9 protein-coding genes and 2 pseudogenes are annotated in these 19,269 nt (G+C 72.9%); 3 read left to right on the forward strand and 8 right to left on the reverse strand.

Going from position 1 to position 19,269, the window contains the following annotated elements; genetic code table 11:
- Window positions 1–50: 50 nt before the first annotated feature.
- From EAO73_RS35975 to EAO73_RS14765, 4 genes are all read right to left on the reverse strand, one after another.
- On the reverse strand, window positions 51–539 hold the full coding sequence (locus EAO73_RS35975) for a hypothetical protein (protein ID WP_191134069.1): 489 nt from the start codon (window positions 537–539) through the stop codon (window positions 51–53).
- Between the two features lie 39 nt (window positions 540–578).
- Window positions 579–731, reverse strand: a complete 153-nt coding sequence (locus EAO73_RS35980; RefSeq protein ID WP_191134070.1) for a hypothetical protein — start codon at window positions 729–731, stop codon at window positions 579–581.
- A 49-nt stretch (window positions 732–780) separates the two neighbouring features.
- Window positions 781–1,590, reverse strand: coding sequence for an ArsR/SmtB family transcription factor (locus EAO73_RS14755; protein ID WP_147971968.1), 810 nt, complete (start codon window positions 1,588–1,590; stop codon window positions 781–783).
- 312 nt (window positions 1,591–1,902) lie between these two features.
- A complete protein-coding gene (locus EAO73_RS14765; protein WP_263576303.1) occupies window positions 1,903–2,388 on the reverse strand; it encodes an SDR family oxidoreductase in 486 nt (161 codons plus the stop codon).
- Between EAO73_RS14765 and EAO73_RS14770 the strand changes: the two genes are divergently transcribed.
- On the forward strand, window positions 2,321–2,992 hold the full coding sequence (locus tag EAO73_RS14770) for a hypothetical protein (RefSeq protein ID WP_224756324.1): 672 nt from the start codon (window positions 2,321–2,323) through the stop codon (window positions 2,990–2,992). The genes EAO73_RS14765 and EAO73_RS14770 overlap by 68 nt on opposite strands.
- 419 nt (window positions 2,993–3,411) lie before the next feature.
- On the opposite strand, the gene EAO73_RS14775 is transcribed toward EAO73_RS14770, so the two are convergent.
- A complete protein-coding gene (locus tag EAO73_RS14775) occupies window positions 3,412–4,053 on the reverse strand; it encodes a TetR/AcrR family transcriptional regulator (RefSeq protein ID WP_224756305.1) in 642 nt (213 codons plus the stop codon).
- A gap of 117 nt (window positions 4,054–4,170) precedes the next feature.
- Here EAO73_RS14775 and EAO73_RS14780 point away from each other — a divergent pair, with 117 nt between their 5' ends.
- Together EAO73_RS14780 and EAO73_RS14785 are read left to right on the forward strand one after the other, a co-directional pair.
- Window positions 4,171–4,803 carry an FMN-dependent NADH-azoreductase gene (locus EAO73_RS14780; RefSeq protein WP_147971970.1) on the forward strand — a complete coding sequence of 211 codons (633 nt, stop codon included), beginning with the start codon at window positions 4,171–4,173 and terminating at the stop codon, window positions 4,801–4,803.
- Window positions 4,804–4,951: 148 nt separating this feature from the next.
- Entirely contained in the window at window positions 4,952–5,266 is a 315-nt protein-coding gene (locus EAO73_RS14785) for a glycosyltransferase (protein WP_147971971.1), read from the forward strand.
- 44 nt (window positions 5,267–5,310) lie between these two features.
- Here the strand turns inward: EAO73_RS14785 and EAO73_RS14790 are convergent, their stop codons facing one another.
- The 3 genes and pseudogenes from EAO73_RS14790 to EAO73_RS35985 all read right to left on the reverse strand — a co-directional run.
- Window positions 5,311–6,777 (reverse strand): FAD-dependent monooxygenase, encoded by a 1,467-nt coding sequence (locus tag EAO73_RS14790; RefSeq protein WP_147971972.1) that lies wholly within the window; start codon window positions 6,775–6,777, stop codon window positions 5,311–5,313.
- A pseudogene (locus EAO73_RS14795) lies at window positions 6,774–10,787 on the reverse strand (type I polyketide synthase); the annotation flags it as partial. The gene EAO73_RS14790 and the pseudogene EAO73_RS14795, both read right to left, overlap by 4 nt.
- 289 nt (window positions 10,788–11,076) lie before the next feature.
- Window positions 11,077–19,264: pseudogene (locus EAO73_RS35985) on the reverse strand (type I polyketide synthase); the annotation flags it as partial.
- Window positions 19,265–19,269: the final 5 nt, after the last annotated feature.

Here is a 19,269-nt window from a genome sequence, read left to right on the forward strand (position 1 = left end):
GCACGTGATCGCCGGCACGGCCTTGTTCGGCCCCGTGATCGCCTCTGCCCCTACGGAAAGCCGCCGGACAGCTCGGGGACAGCCTGGTGATGGTCGCGGCAACCGACGGCTTCTTCGAGCTCAAGCGGAGTCGCAGCGCCAGGCCGTCCTTCGACTGAGCCCATCATGTCCGGGCCGGGTGCCAGGAGCCGCCCGTCCCGGCCCGAGCGAATCCAGTCCCGTACGCGTCTGCCATGTGCGATACCCGACCAGGAGAACGAGGTGAACCCGTTGGAGTGCGACGCCGTCACCGGCTGGGACAACGACGCCACCGCCGAGGCCCCGGCCGTCTTCACCCGCGCCCACCCGATGTACAGCGCCTCCAGCCGCGACCTGGCCGCGCATGCCGGTCTCGCCGACAGCCGCAGAATCGTCGAACTGTGCGGCGTCACCGGCACGACCACCGAGGCAATTCTCGCCCTGGCCCCGCCGGACGCCACCGTCATATCCCCCGACAGCTCCGCCCGCCATGCGATGGATGCCGCCATCCAGTTGGCCAACGGGCCGACAGTGCACTGCGCCGTACTCGGTGTCGGCGCTCAGGCAGAGGCCACTGTCTCCAACCGGCCCTCCTTCGCCTCGGTGACGAGGTCGGCGAACTGCGTCGCGCTCATCTGTACGTGCTGGCCGAGGTCGTCGGTGATGACGACACGGCGGTCCTCGCTCGCGGAGGGATCGACGGTGTATTGCACCTGTCTGTGCGGCGTATGCGAAAGGAACCAGAGGGCTGAGAGGCGCGGCTCAGGTGTCGGCGCGGGACATCTCCCAGGGCGCCTGCGGCAGAACCTCGCCGGTCTCCAGCATCGACTTGAGGTTGGCAAGCACGGCCGGCCAACCGGCCGAGATGCCGCCCAGCATCTCCTGGTTGGGGAGCTTCTCGTGGGTCACGGTGAGGCGAACGATGTCCTGATGTGGTTCGACGAGGAAGGTGACGACCGATGGCTCTCTCGGCGATTGGGCGTCGGGGGCGTCGTCGAAGGTGATGACCAGCCGGGTGGGGGGCACGGTGTCCAGGACGCGGCCCACCACGTCGACCTTGCCTGAGCCGTCGGCTCGCCGGTGCTCCCAGGCCGATCCGGGTTGCCAGTCGGAGACGTTCGCGTGTCCCCAGTAGCGCGCCGTCAGGTCGGCATCGGTCAGGGCTTGCCACACCTGCTCCGCACTGGCGCGGATGTAGGTGACGTATACGTAGTCCGGCACTGGTGTGGGTGCGTTGGTCATGGCGTACTCCTCTGCCTGGTGCTTGATGACGCTGATCGCTTGCAGGCGGGGTTTGTCGAAGCCGGAGATCCAGCGCTGTTCGATCTCGTGGATCGGGGCCGGGTTCAGGTAGTGCAGCCGCTCCCGGCCGCGTCGTACGACGGTGACGAGGTTGGCCCGCACGAGGATGTCCAGGTGCTGCGTCGCCGACTGGCGCGCCATGTCAAGGCGCTCGCACAGTGCGCGCAGTGTCTGTCCGTTGTGCTCGCGTAGCCGATCGAGCAGGAGTCGCCGAGTGGGATCGGCCAGTGCCTTGAACACCGAGTCGGTCGCTGTTGCTTCGAGGCTCACACAGAAATTATGCAGGCATTCACCTGCCTATTGTCAAGGGCAATGATCGGCCCTGCGTAAATGTCGCGCTGCGGGAACTCGAGCCGGCCAAGATCGTCAGGAAGGTCAGCAACGGCGTCTACCGCATCAACCCGATGCCGGCCGGCTACGACTCCCCCGAAGACGCACGACCTGGAACACGCCTTCCGCCTGTTCAAGGCGACCACCTCGGGAGCCTCGGTTCGTGCGGTGTCTTCGCTGGTCGAGGCGTTCGGGGATCGTGTGTGGGATGCCGCGTCGGCGGTGGCCGCGCCGCAGGTCTCATCTGTGCCGTCACGCCCGGTCCTTTCGGCAGGTAGAGCAGCAGCGAGGGAAGCCACGGCGCAGCGGAGCCGAAACCCGGCGAGGAGCCGCACGCCGAGGTCGGACGATGACGGCCCTGTCGGACCCATCCCCGAGGCGACCGAGAGGTGTCATGCGGGCGACCGCCTTGAGCGCTCCGGAGGAATTGACGCCACGGAGAATTTCCGTGTCCGTCGCGCCCGGAGAGTCTGTGTAGACGGTGATGCCCCGTGGTCCGAGCTCCCGGGCTGCCCAACCGCGGTCAGTTGCTCGATCGCACCTTGCTCGCAGCGTACGGCCCGATGCCCGGCACGGGCGCACGGTGTTCATGGTGGAGATGTTCACGATGCGTCTGCCGTCACGCATCTTCCTGGCTGCGTAGCGCATGGTCAGGATGACGGTCCTGGCGTTGACCGCCATCACGCTGTCGAATACCTCCACCTCGGTCTGGGCGAGTGGCACCCGGCTGCGGACCATCGCCACGTTTTTGACCAGAACGTCCAGGCTCCGTGCAGGGTGGTCGCGACGTGTCCGGCCCATCCCCGCCGCCCACAGGCCCTGGCAGACCAGCCGGGTCCCCGGGCAGCCCGCGGCCGGCCATGACCGCCTGACAGCCGGCCCCGCACTCCGTAACCGGGCGATGCGCCGAGACCTGGTGCAGCACATCCGCGCCGGCCTCGTCGTCCAGGTCAGCGAGCCCAGGATGGTGGGACAGAGCAAGGATGCAGGCCTGCCCGTCCTGGTCGGACAGGTGCACGGACATCCGATTCCCCTGGCCCTCAACCGTTGTCTCGACGAGGAGCACCATGACCGCCTCGACCGCGTCCAAGACGACCTGACCGGGACGGAAGTCCCACGCCCCGAGCTGGGTGAGGACCGCGTCCTTGGCCTTGACGGACGCCCACCGGTTCGCCACGTGCACCCAGTTCGCGCCACGCCGTTCCGCATCACCACCCCGCACCGTGCCGACCTGGCAAGCACGCCCGAGCCGCCGTCCGCTGTCTCGGGGCGAGGCGGAGAGACCGGCTTCTTCGGCGGCGGAGGCGTCGTCGGTGGATTCGACGGCGACGTCAGCTGCTAGATTGGCCCTGCTGGCATGCGCCCTCCCGACATGGACAGGCGCGGAGTGCGCCCCCTCAACCGCTCCTCGTACACCGAGGGCTGACACCCCCGTACGCGACCGCATGCTCCCGCCCACGCAGTCGCGCCTTGGACGTCGCCAGACCCCGGCCAACCGCATGGACGCGGTCGAACCGCGGCATGCATGGCGGAACGCGCGCACGGCGGTGGCAGCGTGAGGTGTCGCCGCTGCAACGAATCGCTGGAGCCGAAGGAGGACGTGCCGTATGACATCCCTGGCTCGACCGGGCGCGCGCAACGCCGGCGACCCAGCGTCGGCGGCCGACTGACTGACTGCCGGCCTGTGCACCGACGGTCTCCGCGCCCCGGTGAAACGTTCCTACGCCATCATCACCCTGCCCGTGGGGCCCGCGCTTCCGGTCAGCCGGTCTCGCGGTCGGGTTCGGATGGGGCGCTCAGCAGGCGGCGGACAAGGACGCTCCAGCTGTCGGACAGCGGGCGGCCTTCGGCGGAGGAGAGGGGCCTGTCGGTCTCGGGCATGGCCAGGAACAGCAGGAGCGGGCCTTCGAGTGCGCCGGTCAACTGGACGGCCAGGCTGTCCAGGTCGGGGAGAGCGACTGCGGCCTGCCCCAGCAGGACGCGCAGGTGCACACGCGTGATCGACGCCGGGCCGGCGGGGACGGGCTGGTTCCGGTCGAGGGCGGCGCGGGCGATGCCGTGATGGTCCAGCAGGAAGGCAATCCTGGCCTGCCCGTAGGCGACCATGCGGTCGAGTGCCGGCGCACCCGGACCCAGTGGAGGGGGGCCGTAGAGCACCTGTTCCTGGAAGGCGCGGTCTTCGGCGTCGAGCAGGGCGCGGAAGATTCCGGCGCGGGTGCCGAAGCGCCGGAAGACAGTGCCCTTGCCCAGGCCGGCGCGTTCGGCGAGGGCGTCCATCGTGACGCTGCAGGGGCCCCCGTCGGCCAGCATCTCCCGGACGGTCGCCAGGAGCAGCTCGCGGTTGCGCACGGCATCGGCGCGTTCGGGGCGGGGCCGGCCCAGAGGGATGAGGGATCCGTTCACCTGTCCAACCTACCGCCCCCCATATTAAGCGGGGTATAGTCCGTTTATGGCGGTGAAGTCCCCATCCCGGGTCCTCCGCCGCGTGCCCTCTACCACTGCCCCTTGAGGAGTTCCGCGATGAACCTGTTCCGTCTGGACGCGAGCATCTTCCCGGCCACTTCGGCCAGCACCGAACTGGCCTCCTTGGTCGAGGCCGAGTGGACTGCCGCACACCCCGGCGCCACCGTGACGCGACGGCACATTGCCACGGATCCCCTCCCCTCCGAGGCCTGGGCCCTGGCGACCACGGCCGGCTTCACCCCCGAGGCGGACCGGAGCCCGGCCCAGCGCGACGCGGCGGCCCTCGCGGCCACACTCGTAGAAGAGCTGCGCGACGCGGACGCGGTCGTCCTCGCGGTGCCGTTCTACAACTTCGGGGTCTCCCAGCACTTCAAGGCCTGGGTCGACCTCGTGATCGCCGGATGCGGCCCCACCGACCCGGTGCTCAAGGGCAAGCCCACCGCCTTGATCACCACCATCGGCGGCGGATACGGCCCCGGCACGCCGCGCGAAGGCTGGGACCACTCCACTTCCTACCTCGAGCGCATTGTCCGCGACCTGTGGCAGGCCGACCTCACCCTGGTCAAGCGCGAGCTGACCCTGGCCGCCACCACACCGGCCATGGAGCAGCTGCGGGATCTCGCGGACCGGCACCACACCGCCGCCAAGGAACTGGCGCGCGAGGCCGGACTCGCCCTGGCCGGCAACTGAGGTGACTTGACCGCACGGGGCCGGGGGCCGCTTCCCGCCAAGCGGCCCCCGGCGCCCCGGAGTGACGGCGTGAGGTTGCCCCCGCCCCGCGGCCGCACGCCTGCCATCATGTACGCGACATACTCACTCTCGGGAAGAGCAGCCCCTCATGCGTACCAAGCGTCCCGCTTCCGCCGTCCTGATCACCGCTCTCAGCTTCGGCTTCTCGCTCACCGCCACCTCGGCCGTCGAGGCCTCGCCCCGGTCCGGATGCCAGTACAAGGTCGTCTGGCCGACGGCCGGGGTCTACGAGGACCCGAACCCGGGCAGTGCCGTCGTGAAGACCAAGTACGCCGGTGACATCGTCGGCGCGGCAACGTGCGAGGGCGCGTCCTACAACGAGTACGGCTATGTACTCGTCACCACCGACGCGGCCGCGGACGGGCGGGGCTGGATGCGCGAGGGCGCGGTCGTCGCTCTCTGACCGCCACGCCGCAGGTCTCGCCCGGAGGCACCGGACAGCCACTCCTAAGGACACGCGGCGCCATGCATGCCACGGTCCCCTTCCGCGTCGCCCGTCCCCGTCCCCGTCCCGTCGAGCACATCGAGCAAGCGCGTCACGGCGTCCCGGTCGGCCCTGCCGGTGCCGCTTGCCGCGATGTGGCCGTCCGGGCGGATCAGCAGGAAGCCGCGGTGGGGTGCCGTGCGGTGGGTCAGCAGATGTGGACGGCGGGCCGCCAGGGCGCGGGCCCAGTCCGCGGACGCGTCGCCCGTGACCAGGGTCAGGCGGTGGTCCGGCGCTCGGGTCAGGGCCCATCGTGGGGCGCGGGCGCCCGCCCGGCGACCGGGGCCGGAGCGTTCGTAGCGCACACGTCTCCCCGCCAGCAGGGGTACGAACCACCGGCGCAGCACACCGGCGGATTCCAGCGCCTGCCACACCAGGTCCCGCACCTTCGCGGCGAGCGGGGGGAGCATGAAGACGCGGAGCATGGTGTGCGTGGCCCGGACGGTCTGCTCAGCCGCCTGTCGGCGCTCCTGCTCGTACGTGTCGAGCACATCCGGGTGGAGCGCGCCGCGCGCCACACCCGCCAGCTTCCAGGCCAGGTTGCGTACGTCCTGAAGGCCCAGGTTGAGGCCCTGACCGCCGAGCGGGGCGTGGGTGTGCGCGGCGTCCCCGGCCAGGAAGCACCGGCCCACCCGGAGCCGCGACGCGATCCGCTCCGCGCTCGTGAACTCGCGTACCACGTCCAGGCTCGCCAGGCGCATGCCGTGCGGACCGCGCTCCGACAGCAGCCGTTGGACGGTCTCCTCGGTCAGCGGCGTGCCCGGCGGGACAGCCGTGTAGATGCGGACCACCCCGTCCCGCATCGGGGCGTACACCAGGGACCCCTTCTCGGACATCGAGTAGTGCACGGCACCCTGCTCGATGTCCTCGGTGAGCCTGCCCTCGGCGAGCAGGAGCGGCATCGGTACCTGTTCGCCCAGGAATTCGATGCCCAGTGCGTCGCGGACGGTGCTGCGCACCCCGTCGGCGGCTATCAGCCAGTCCGCCTCGATCGTTCCCGGCCCGTCCGGGCTCACGGTGCTCGCGCGGACGCCTGACGCGTCCTGCTCGATCCCGGTCACCCGGATACCTCGTTCGACGCAGCCCCCCAGTCGTCGCAAGGCCCGGTCCAGCAGTTCCTCCGTTCGGTGCTGGGGCAGCAGCAGAGGCTGGTCGGCGGGGCCGAGGGAGAGGTCGAAGCGACGACGGCGGGCCAGTGTGAAACGCATCGCGCGCACCGGCTGCCCCAGTCGCCCTGCCTCCTCCAGCACGTCCAGGTCGTCCAGTACGGCGAGCCCGCTCGGCCACAGTTGCATCGCCCGGGGACCCGTCGCGGGGCGGGGCGCGGCGTCCACCACGCGCACAAGGACACCGAAGCGGCGGAGTTCGGCCGCTGCCGCGAGTCCGACCGGGCCGGCGCCGACCACCAGCACGGTGGTCCGGGCGCTCATGCCGACCACCCCAGCTCGTGCGCACCGGTGACGTCGTCCAGCCAGTCGGCCAGGGCGGTCGCCGTGTCGGCCGCGTGCTCCTGCATGAGCGTGAAGTGGTCGCCGGGCACCTCCCTCACCTCCTGGCTGCCGGGCCAGGGCGCCCGCCACGGCGGCACACGCCACGGCGCCGGCCCCGGCAGCGCGGAGGCCGCCCGTACCAGCAGGGACGGAGCGGCCGGATCGGCCGGCTGCCACTGGCCGAGGAGCGGGAGGTAGCCGCCCATCGCGGCGATCCGGCGGTCGTCGGCCTCCAGCACGTCCAGTCCGCGTGCCACGCCCGACAGGAGCGCCGGCGGCAGCCCGTCCGGGGTGAGCGGCCCCGGCGGGTAGGTGTCGAGCAGGACCAGCGCTTGGGCAGGGGTGCCGCGCGCGGCCAGCCTCGCCGCCACCGCGTGGGCGAGGAGGCCGCCCGAGGAGTAGCCGGCCAGGGCGACGGTCCGGCCCTCCGCCCGTGCCGTCACCGCCGTGGCCGCCGCATCGACCAGCGACGCCCATGAGGCGGGCAACCGCTCGTCGCCGGCGAAGCCCGGCAGTCCGAACGCGCAGACCGCGCGTCGGTCTGCCAGCTCCGCGGCCAGTCGGACGAACTGGTGTGCGCCGGAAGTGGCCAACACCGTGGGAAAGCACATGAGCACCGGTCCGGCCGGGCCGGTGGCGAGGTTGTGGGCCCTGGGCAGGTCCCGCGCCTCGGGCACGTCGAAGCGGGGCAGCCGGGCGGCTGCCGCGACGACCTGTACGCCGAATCGGGCGATCCGGGCCGGGTCACCGGAGAAGGCCGCGTCCGCCGCCACGTGGCGCAGATCGCCGGGGACGGAGGGCTCAGTGCGGTCGGTGCCACCGTGCGCGGCACCGTCAGCCGTGCTGCCGTCGCTGGGGCCGTCGGCGGAATCGAGCGTGCCGGCCCCGACGGCCCGCGTACGAACCGCCGTGCCCGACAGTTCTTGTCGCAGATGCCGGGCCAGCGCGTCCGCCGTGCGCAGGTCGAAGAGCCGGCGCACAGTCAGCCTCTTGCCGGTGGCCGACGCCAGGCGGTTGCGCAGGGCCACCGTCACGACGGAGTCCATGCCCAGCTCCAGGAAAGAGCGGTCCGGGGCAATGGCCTCCGGGGTCTCGTGTCCGAGGAGCGAGGCGGCTTCCGTACGAACCAGGTCCAGCAGCCGTTCGTACTGTTCGGCCGGTGCCAGGCCGGCGAGGAGTCCCGCGTCGGCCAGTTCCGCGATCTCCGGTGTCGCGGGCCGGTGTTCGCGGGCCCGGCCCGATGCGGTGTCCTCGATCCAGAAGCGGCGCGACTGGAACGCGTAGGTCGGCAGGTCGACCGCCTCCGAGGTGTCCGGCAGGGACGACGACCAGTCGGCTCCGATGCCCTGTACGTACGCCTCGGCGACCGCCGTCGCCATCCGCTCCGGGCTCCCCTCGCCGCGCCGCAGCGTGCCGATGACCACCGCGTCCGTCTCCGCGTCGTACGCCAGATCCTCGATACCGGCGGCCAGCACCGGCTGCCCGCTCACCTCGATGAAGGCGCGGTGGCCCTCCTCGAGGGCGGTCCGGACAGCTCGGTCGAAGCGGACCGGTTCGCGCAGGTTCCGGTACCAGTAGGCGGCGTCCGGGGCGGAGGTCAGCCTGCCGCCGGTGACGGTGGAGTAGAGCGGCACCGCAGGGGCTGCGGGGCTGAGCCCGGCCAGTTCCGTCAGGATGGTGTCGCGTACCGGCTCGACCTGGCCCGAGTGACCGGCACCGGGTGCGTCCAGGAGGCGTACGCGGACGCCCTCGGCCTTGAAGCGCGCGTGCAGCTCACGGCATGCGTCGGTGTCGCCCGACACGACGACAGCCTCCGGCCCGTTCACGGTGGCCACCGACAACCGGTGCCCGTACGGTGCCAGTTGCGCCTCGATGTCCTCGACCGGCAGTGCCACGGCGAGCATCGCGCCGGTGGCCCGTAGACCGGCCAGGGCCCTGCTGCGCACCGCGACCACGTGCGCACCCTGGGCGAGGGTCAGTGCTCCCGCGACGCACGCCGCGGCCACCTCGCCCTGGGAGTGGCCGATCACCGCCGCCGGGTGGACTCCGTAGGACTGCCACATCCGGGCGAGCGACACCATGACCGCCCACAGCACGGGCTGCTGCACATCGAGTCGCTTCATCGCCTCCTCGTCGCACAGTGCCTTCGGCAGTTCGGTCTCGACGGTCCAGTCCAGATGCGGAGCCAGTGCCCTCGCGCACTCCCCCATCGACTCGGCGAACACCGCCGACCGGGAGAGGAGTTCCGACGCCATGCCGGGCCACTGGGAGCCGTGGCCGGCGAACACGAAGACCGGTGCCCCGCGTTCCTTGGCCGTGCCGCGGACGAGACCGGCGGCGGGCCGGCCCTCCGCGAGCGCCGTGAGGCCGGCCAGGACGCCGGCCCGGTCGTCACCGAGGAGCACCGCGCGGCTGGGCAGCGCGGCGCGGGCGGCGAGGGCCGCTCCCACCGCGCCGAGGGACACCTCCGGCCGTTCGGCCAGGAAGGACGCCAGCCGGCCGGCCTGCGCGGCGAGCGCCGCGTCCCCGCGTGCGGAGACGAGCAGCGGGACGGGGCCGGTGTGCGGAGCAGCGGTGCCGGGCTCCTGCGGCGGCGCCTGTTCGAGGATGACGTGGGCGTTGGTGCCGCTCATGCCGAAGGCCGACACCCCGGCACGGCGCGGACGCCCCGTTTCCGGCCACGGGGTCTCCTCCGTGACCAGCCGGATCGCGCCGGACGACCAGTCGACGATTGGGGTCGGCCGGTCCGCGTGCAGGGTCTTCGGGACGGTGCCGGCCCGCATGGCGAGGACGGTCTTGATGACCCCTGCCATGCCCGCAGCGGCCAAGGTGTGACCGATGTTGGACTTCACCGAGCCGAGCAGCAGTGGTTCCTCGCGGTCCTGGCCGTACGTCGCGAGCAACGCGCGCGCCTCCACCGGGTCACCGAGACGGGTCCCGGTGCCATGGGCCTCCACCACGTCGATGTCCCTGGGGGCCAGACCCGCGGAGCGCAGGGCCTCGCGGACCACGCGCTGCTGCGAGCCGCCACTGGGCGCGGTCAGTCCGTTGCTTCCGCCGTCCTGGTTGACCGCGGTGGAACGGACCAGGGCGAGCACCCGATGACCGTTGGCGCGGGCGTCCGAGAGCCGCTCCAGCAGAACGAGACCCACGCCCTCGGCGAAGCCGGTGCCGTCCGCCGACTCGGCGAACGACTTGCACCGTCCGTCCGGTGCGCAGGCATGCTGGCGGCTGAAGTCCACGAACCCCGTCGGGGTGGACATCACGGTCACGCCGCCGGCGACCGCCAGCGAGCAGGTGCCACCGCGCAGCGCCGACACGGCCAGGTCGAGTGCGACGAGCGAGGACGAGCACGCCGAGTCCACGGTGACGGCCGGCCCCTCCAGGCCGAAGGTGTACGCCACTCGGCCCGACACCACGCTGGTCGCGGAGCCGGTCATCCGGTACGCCTCGATGTCCTCCGGGGCCTCGGTGAGCAGCACCTGGTAGTCGCTGGTGACGCAGCCCGCGTAGACACCCGTGCTGCTGCCGCGCAGGGCCGCCGGGTCGACGCCGGCCCGCTCGAACAGCTCCCAGGTCGTCTCCAGGAAGAGCCGTTGCTGCGGGTCCATCGCCAGGGCCTCGCGCGGCGAGACACCGAAGAAGTCCGCGTCGAAGTCGAGGGCCCCGTCCAGGAATCCCCCGGAGCGGGTGTACGTACGCCCAGGGACATCCGGCTCCGCGTCGTAGAGGCCGTCCACGTCCCAGCCCCGGTCATCCGGGAACCCGCCAACCGCATCGGTGCCCGACGAGACAAGGTCCCAGAGCTGTTCCGGGGAGCGGACGCCGCCCGGGAGGCGGCAGGCCATGGCGACGATCGCGATCGGTTCGGTGCTCCGTCGGCGCAGCGCTTCCAGCCGGGACCGGGTCTCGTGCAGTTCGGCGGCCACCCGCTTGAGGTAGTCCCGCAGCTTCTGTTCGTCAGACATGGAGTTCCTCAGACATAGTGATCCTCGTTGCCGATGCCCAGTTCGTTGTCGATGAAGGCGAAGACGTCCTCGTCGTCCGCGTCCGCCAGTGCGGCGGCCACGGATGAGCCGCCGGTCAGTTCGGCGGTGAGCTGCCGCAGCAGGCCCGTGATCCGGTCCCGTTCACCGTCGTCGGCCGTGAGCGCGGCCTCCCTGAGCCGCCCGAGGTCGGCGTCGATGCCGGTGGGTGGCGGCGGGGCCGACGCGAGCTGGTCCGAGAGGTACGCGGCGATGGCCGCGGGCGTCGGGTACTCGAAGGCGAGGGTCTCGGGGAGCGGCAGCCCCGTCGCGACCGCCAGCGTGGTCCGCAGGGTGACGGCGGCGAGCGAGTCGAAGCCGAGGTCCCGCATCGCAACGTCCGGCCCCACCGCCTCCGGTGTCGCATGGCCGAGGACCGTCGCGGCCTTGCTCCGCACCAGATCGAGCAGCAGCCGTTCCCGGTCCGCCGCGCCGAGTCCGGTCAGCCGGTCCGCCCAGGCCCCCGGCTGGTCCTCATGGGGTTCGCCGTCCGCAGGGGTGCCGGCCTCCGTGGTCCTCGCGCTCGTCCGGGGGCCGGCGGGGGGTGCGTCGAGCCAGTACCGCCGGTGCTCGAACGGGTAGCCGGGCAAGGCGGTCCGGCGGGCGCCGGTGCCGTCGAACACGGCGTCCCACACCACGGGCGCGCCCGCGGTCCACAGGGCGCCGAGCGCGCCGAGGCCGGTGCGGACCTCGTCCCTGTCGCGGCGCTGGAACGGCACGGCCGGCACCTCGGCGGCGTCGTCGTCCGTCTGTGCCGCGCGTACGAGTGCGGTGAGCACCGCGTCGGGGCCGATCTCCAGGAACGCTCCGGCCCCGGCCTCCCTGAGCGCGCACACGCCGTCGTGGAAGCGCACGGCCTCCCGTACCTGCCGCACCCAGTAGCCCGGATCGCACAGTTCGTCCGCGCTCGCGACACGCCCGGTCACGTTCGACACCACCGGCAGGCCCGGCGGTCGGAACCGTGTCCGTTCGGCGACCGTGCGGAACGCATCGAGCATGGGGTCCATCAGCGGCGAGTGGAAGGCGTGGCTCACCCTGAGCCGCCGTGTCCGGTACCCGGCCGAGGCCAGTGCGCCGGCGGCTTGCAGCACGTCGCCGTCGGCGCCCGACACCACGACGGAGCGTGGGCCGTTCACCGCGGCCACGGCCACGGTGCCGCCCTTGGCCGCGAGGACGTCGCGCACCGTCGCCTCGTCGGCGGCCACGGACACCATCGTGCCGCCGTCGGGCAGCGCCCGCATCAGCCTGCCGCGTGCGGCGACCAGGGCGGCTGCGGAGGGGAGGTCCAGGACGCCGGCGACATGGGCGGCGGTGAGTTCGCCGATGGAGTGCCCGGCGACGAAGTCCGGCCGGACGCCCCAGGATTCGACGAGGCGAAACGCCGCGGCTTCGAAGGCGAACAGCGCTGCCTGGGCGTAGTCGGTCCTTTCGAGCGCGTCCGTGTCCGTGCCGAACAGGACGGTACGCAGGGGCCGTTCGAGGTGGGCGTCCAGCAGGTCGATCGCCGAGTCGAACGCCTCGGCGAAGACCGGGAACCGCGCGGCGAGGTCGCGGCCCATGCCGAGCCGCTGGCTGCCCTGCCCGGTGAACAGCACGGCGATACGGGGGTCGGTGACTCGCCCTCGGGAAACGCCGGGAGCGGTCCGGTCCGCGGAGATCGCGTCGAGGGCCGCGCGCAGTTCATCGCCGTCCGCGACCACGGCGACCGCCCGCTCGGCGAGTGCGGCGCGCCCCGCGCCCGAGGTGAACCCGATGTCGGCCACCGCGGCCTGTACGGAAGCCAGACCCGCGGCTCGTCCGCGCAACGCGGCGGCGGTCACCGCCGACAGCGGGACGGGGACCGCTCCGCCGGGGTCCCTCCGGCGGGGTGGCCGTGCCGGAGGCTGTTCGAGGATGACGTGGGCGTTCGTCCCGCTGATCCCGAAGGACGAAACCCCGGCGCGCCTCGGCCGCCCGGTGTCGGGCCAGTCGACCGGCCCCGACGACACCACCTGCACGCCGCCCGAGGACCAGTCCACGTGCTCCGACAGTCGCTCGGCGTACAGCGATCCGGGCACCACCCCGGCGTCCAGCGCCGACACCATCTTCATCACGCCCGCCACACCGGCGGCGGCCTGGGCGTGACCGATGTTGGACTTCAGCGAGCCCAGCAGCAGCGGGCCGCCGGTCCGGTCGCGGCCGTAGGTGTCCAGCAGCGCCTGCACCTCGATCGGGTCGCCCAGCGCGGTGCCCGTCCCGTGTCCCTCGACGACGTCGACGTCCGCCGTGGTCAGGCCCGCGTCGGCGAGCGCTGCCCGGATCACCCGTTGCTGGGCGGGGCCGTTGGGTGCTGTCAGACCATTGCTGGCGCCGTCCTGGTTCACGGCTGTCCCGCGTACCACCGCGAGCACCCGGTGCCCGTCACGACGGGCCGTGGACAGCCGTTCCACGACGAGCATGCCGACGCCCTCCGCCCATCCGGTCCCGTCCGCGCCTTCCCCGTAGGCCCGGCAGCGGCCGTCGGCGGACAGACCGCCCTGACGGCTGAACTCCACGAACGTGAACGGCGAGGACATGACCGTGACCCCGCCCGCCAGAGCGAGTTCGCACTCCCCGGTGCGCACCGATCGCACCGCGAGGTGCAGGGCCACCAGCGAGGAGGAGCACGCGGTGTCGACGGTGATCGCCGGGCCTTCCAGACCCAGCGTGTACGCGATGCGGCCGGAGGCGACACTGCCGGTCGTGCCGGTTCCGAGATAGCCCTCGGCCTCGGCCGGCACGGACGCCAGTCGGCTGCCGTAGTCGTGGTACATCAGACCGGCGAAGACACCGGCCTGCGCCCCGCGCAGTCCGGCCGGGTCGATACCGGCCTGTTCCAGTGCCTCCCACGCGACCTCGAGGAGCAGCCGCTGTTGCGGGTCCATCGCGACGGCCTCGCGCGGCGACACGCCGAAGAACCCGGCGTCGAAGCCGGCGGCATCGTCCAGGAAGCCGCCGGAGTGGGTCGCCGAGGTGCCGGGCCGGCTCTTGTCGGGGTCGGACAGCGTCTCCAGGTCCCACCCGCGGTCGGTGGGGAACGGTGTGATCGCGTCGACGCCGTCCCGCGCGAGCCGCCACAGGTCGTCCGCCGAGCGCACTCCGCCGGGATAGCGGCCGGCCATGCCGACGATCACCACCGGGTCGTCCTCGGCAAGGCCTTCGGCCGGCGGTGCTTCGCGCCGGACGTCCGCTTCTGTGGGCCGCAGGCCGGACGACAGGTGGGCCGCGAGTGCGTCCGTGGTCGGGTGGTCGAAGAGCAGGGTGGCCGGCAGGCGAAGACCCGTCGCCGCGGAGAGGCGGCCGCGGAGTTCCAGCGCGGTGAGTGAGTCGAGGCCGAGGTCGCTGAAGTTGCTCCGCCCCGACACGGCGGCCGTGACCGGCAGGCCCAGCACAGCTGCCGCCTCGGTGCGGATCAGCTCGGACAGCAGTGGCAGCCTCTCGCTCTCCGTGGCCCTGGCCAGCCGCTGTGCCGTTCCCGTGCCGGTGCGAGGGCTCGGGCGGGTGGCCGGTGCCAGGCCGTGCAGGATCGCCGGGAGGTCCGCCTGGGAGCGCAGGGCCCGCCGGTCGAGACTCACCGGTACCAGAGCGGTCCCGGGGTGGCCGAGGGCGGCGTCGAAGAGGGCGAGGCCCAGTTCCGGTGAGAGCGGGATCATGCCGGTGCGGGCCAGCCTGGCCCGGTCGGCGGTGGTGAGCGAGGCGGCCATGCCATCCTCCCAGGGCCCCCAGGCCAGGGAGAGCGCGGTCAGGCCCTCGGTGCCGCGCCGCCGGGCCAGCGCGTCCAGGAACGCGTTGCCGGCCGCGTAGGCCGCCTGGCCCGCGGTGCCGAACGTGCCCGCGATCGAGGAGAACAGCACGAACGCGGCGAGGTCCACGCCCTCCGTGGCCTTGTGCAGGTTCCAGGCGCCGTCCACCTTGGGGCGCAGTACGGCATCGAGCCGTCGGGCGGTGAGACCGCCCACCGTCGCGTCGTCGAGCACACCCGCCGCATGCACCACGGCGGTCAGCGGGCAGGCGGCCGGGACCTGTGCGACCAGGGCCCGCACCTGCACGGCGTCCGTCATGTCGCAGGCCGCCACCCGCACGGCCGCCCCGGTCTCCCGCAGTTCGGCGGTCAGCTCGGTCATACCCGGGGCTTCGGCGCCGCGCCGTCCGGCGAGCAGCAGGGACCGTATGCCGTGCCGGTGGACGAGGTGGCGGGCGAGCAGTGAGCCCAGCGCCCCTGTGGCGCCGGTGATCAGCACGGTGCCCTGCGGGTCCAGCGCGAGAGGCGGTGTGCCGTCGGCGGGGGCGAGACGGGGCACCAGCATCCGGCCGGCTCGTACGGCCAGTTGGGGCTCCTCGGTGCGAAGTGCCTCCCTGGGCGGAATCCCGGGACCGGTCGCGTCGAGGTCGACCAGGGTGATCCGGCCGGGGTGCTCGGCCTGCGCGGACCGCACCAGCCCCCATACCGCCGCGTGGGCCAGGTCCGTGGCGCCCGGACCGTCTCCGGCGTCGACTGCCCCCGTGGTCAGCAGCGCGAGGTGTCCGGACGCGTACCGTTCGTCGGTCAGCCAGGCGGTGATCAGGTCGAGCGCGGCGGCCGTGGTGGCCCTGACCCGCTCGGGCGTCGTCTCCCCGTTCGCGCCCGGCACGCGCAGCACCACGATGTCGTCCGGTCCGATGGGTACGACGAGGTCGGCGAGCGTGTCCACGTGCCGGACGGTGGGTGCGGGTGCGGTGTCCGGGGCGGCGGGCAGCGGGACCCAGTCCACGGCGAACAGGGCGTCGGCGGCGGGGTCGCCGCCGACGAGCGAGGCGAACCGGCTCCGGGTCGCGCCGCGTACGGACAGCGCACCGATCGAAAGGACCGGGCGGCCGTCCTCGTCGACGACGTCCACGGCGACGGTGTCCTCGCCGACGGGTGCGATACGCGCCCGGACCGCGCCGGCGCCGGTGGTGTGGAGCCGCACGTCGCGGAACTCGAAGGGCAGCTTCACCTCGGGGCCGGCCGGTGTCACGAGACCGACCGCGTGCAGCACGCCGTCCAGCACCGCGGGGTGCAGTCCATAGCCGTCCTGCCCGAGTCCTTCGGGCCTGACCGACACGTACACCGCGCCACCGCGGCGCCGGGCCGAGCGCAGGCCGCGGAAGGCGGGGCCGTAGCCAAGACCGCGCTCGTCGAGCTCGTCGTACCAGGCGGCCACGTCCACGACGTCGTCTTCGTGGCCGGATGCTCCGGCGGCGGGCTCGTCGTCGAGGAGGACGGCGTCCGGCCCCGCAGCGCGACGGCCGACCGCGCCCGTGGCGTGCCGCGTCCAGGGCCGCGTCTCCTCGTCCTCCGGCCGTGAGTGGACCGACAGCGGACGCAGCCCCGACTCGTCCGGTGCGCCGACGACGACCTGGACCTGCCGCGCGGGGGCGGCGGGCATCGGCGCCTCGATCACCAGCTCGTCCAGCACCGGGTGACCGCACTGGTCGCCGGCGCGCACCGCGAGGTCGACCAGTGCCGAGCCGGGCACCACCGCGGTCCCGAACACCGTGTGGTCGGTGAGCCAGGGGTGGGTGTCCGGGCCGATCCGCCCCGTCAGGACGTACCCGTCGGCGTCCGCGCGGGCGATCGCGCTGGTCAGCAGCGGGTGCCCGGTCCCGCCCTGCCCGTGCCCGCGCGGATCGGTGGGTGGCCGCACGGCGTCCAGCCAGTACCGGGTCCGCTGGAAGGCAGAGGTGGGCAGGGCGGCGGGGCGGGCACCGGTGCCGTCCAGCAGTGCGGACATCCTGACCGGTGTGCCCCGTACCCACAGCCTGGCCAGGGCGTGCGCCAGCTCCAGCGGCTCGGAACGGTCCCGGCGCATCAGAGGTACGAAGCCGGCCCCGTCCACCACGCCGGCCTCCTCCGCCGTTTCCCTTGCGAGGGTGGAGAGGACGGCGTCCGGGCCCAGTTCCACGAACGTGCGCGCACCGTCGTCCGTCAGGTGTCGCACCGCGTCACCGAAGCGGACCGTGGACCGTATCTGACCCACCCAGTAGTCGGGGGTGCACAGTTCGGCGGCGCTCGCCGGGCCTCCGGTCACCGTGGACACGAGAGGGACGGCCGGGGGACGGTAGTCGACGCGGGCGGCGACGGCCCGGAACTCCGCCAGCATCGGTTCCATGAGCGGGGAGTGGAACGCATGACTCACCCTCAGCCGCCGGGTCGCACGGCCCGCCTCCTCGCACTGCCGGGCCACCGCCAGCACCTCGTCCTCGGCGCCGGAGAGCACCACCCGGCCGGGCCCGTTCACTGCGGCGACGGCGATGCCGGGCCGCCCCGCCAGGAGTTCCGCGGCCTCCGCCTCGCTCATGCGTACCGCGACCATGGCTCCGCCCTCCGGCAGGGCTGCCATCAACCGGCCTCGGGCGGCGACCAGTTCGGCGGCGTCCGGGAGGGACAGCACCCCGGCGGCGTGTGCAGCGGCGAGCTCGCCGACCGAGTGGCCGGCCAGGGCGTCCGGCCGCACCCCGAGCGAGACGACGAGCCGGTACAGGGCGACCTCGACGGCGAACAGCGCGGCCTGCGCGTAGTCCGTACGGTCGAGCAGGCGGGCGCCCGCGTCGCCGTTCCCGCCCGCCGGCCCCGCCGTGTCCTCCCCCGCGAACAGCACTGTCCGCAGCGGTCGGTCCATGTGACGGTCGAGTTCGGCGCAGACCTCGTCCAGCGCGGCGGCGAACGCCGGCTGATGGGCGTACAGTTCGCGCCCCATGTCCAGACGCTGGCTGCCCTGTCCGGTGAAGAGGAACGCGACACCGCCGCCGACGACCTGTCCCGTGACCACGGACCCGTGGGCCCGGCTCTCGGCGAGCGCGGTCAGGCCCTCGGTCAGCTCCGCCCGGCCGGCGGCGAGCACGACGGCGCGCGCGTCACCGGCAGCGCGTGCGGTGAAGGTGGAGAGCCCGATGTCGGTGGGCTCGGCGCTGTCCAGCGCGGCAAGCAGCCTCGCGTTCGCCGCGCGGACCGCTTCGTCACGGCCGGAGACGGCGACCGGGACCACAGGTGGTGTCGCGCGCACCGGCGTGCCGTCGGCTTCGACGGGCGCGGCCTCCACGATGAGGTGGGCGTTGGTGCCCCCGATCCCGAACGAGGAGACCCCTGCCCGGCGTGGCCGCGGCGACTCGGGCCACGGGGTCGCCTCCGTCACGAGCTCCACCGCGCCGGATGTCCAGTCCACGTGCGGCGAGGGCTCGTCCACGTGCAGGGTGCGCGGCACCGTGCCGGCCCGCATGGCCATCACCATTTTGATCACGGCGCCCACTCCGGCGGCGGCCTGGGTGTGGCCGATGTTCGACTTCGCCGATCCGAGGAGGAGCGGGGCCGCGTCGCCGCGCCCCTGTCCGTAGGTGGCGAGCACCGCTTGCGCCTCGATGGGATCACCGAGCGGTGTGCCCGTGCCGTGCGCCTCCACCACGTCCACGTCGGCCGGCCGCAGCCCGGCATGGGCGAGGGCGGCGCGGATGACGCGCTGCTGGGAAGGTCCGTTGGGGGCGGTGAGGCCGTTGCTGGCACCGTCCTGGTTGACCGCGCTGCCGCGCAGCACGGCGAGCACGGGATGACCGTTGCGGCGGGCGTCGGACAGCCGCTCCAGCACCAGCATGCCCGCGCCCTCGCCCCAGCAGGTGCCGTCGGCGGAGGCGGCGAACGACTTGCAGCGACCGTCGACGGCCAGGGCCCGCTGGCGGCTGAACTCCACGAACGGAAACGGTGTGGACAACACCGTCGCGCCGCCGGCCAGGGCCATCTCGCACTCCCCCTGTCGCAGCGCCTGCGCGGCCAGATGCAGAGCGACCAACGACGAGGAACAGGCAGTGTCCACCGACACGGCGGGGCCTTCCAGACCGAGTACGTACGACACCCGGCCCGAAGCGACGCTGCCGTAGCTGCCGGTCCCGAGGTATCCCTCCAGCTCGGGAGGGGAGGCGGGGAGCCGGGTCGCGTAGTCGTAGTACATGACACCGGCGAACACGCCGGTGCGGCTGCCGCGCAGAGTGGTGGGGTCGATGCCGGCCCGCTCGACCGCCTCCCACGAGGTCTCCAGAAGCAGCCGCTGCTGCGGGTCCATGGCCAGCGCCTCGCGTGGCGAGATGCCGAAGAACTCGGCATCGAAGCCGAGCGGATCGGTGAGGAACCCACCGTGCCGGGTGTACGAGGTTCCGGGGCGGGCCGGGTCGGGGTCGTGGAGCGCGTCCAGGTCCCAGCCCCGGTCGGCGGGGAACTCCGAGATGGCGTCGACCTCCTGCGCGAACAGGTCCCAGAACCGCTCGGGTGTGTCGGCGCCTCCCGGGTAGCGGCAGCCCATGCCGATGACCGCGATCGGTTCGCGGGCGGCCTCCGTGAGCCGATGGTTCTCCTTGCGCAGCCGGCCGGTCTCCCGGAGGG

Origin of the sequence: Streptomyces sp. col6 (assembly GCF_008042035.1) — a bacterium.
Classification (GTDB): Bacteria; Actinomycetota; Actinomycetes; order Streptomycetales; family Streptomycetaceae; genus Streptomyces.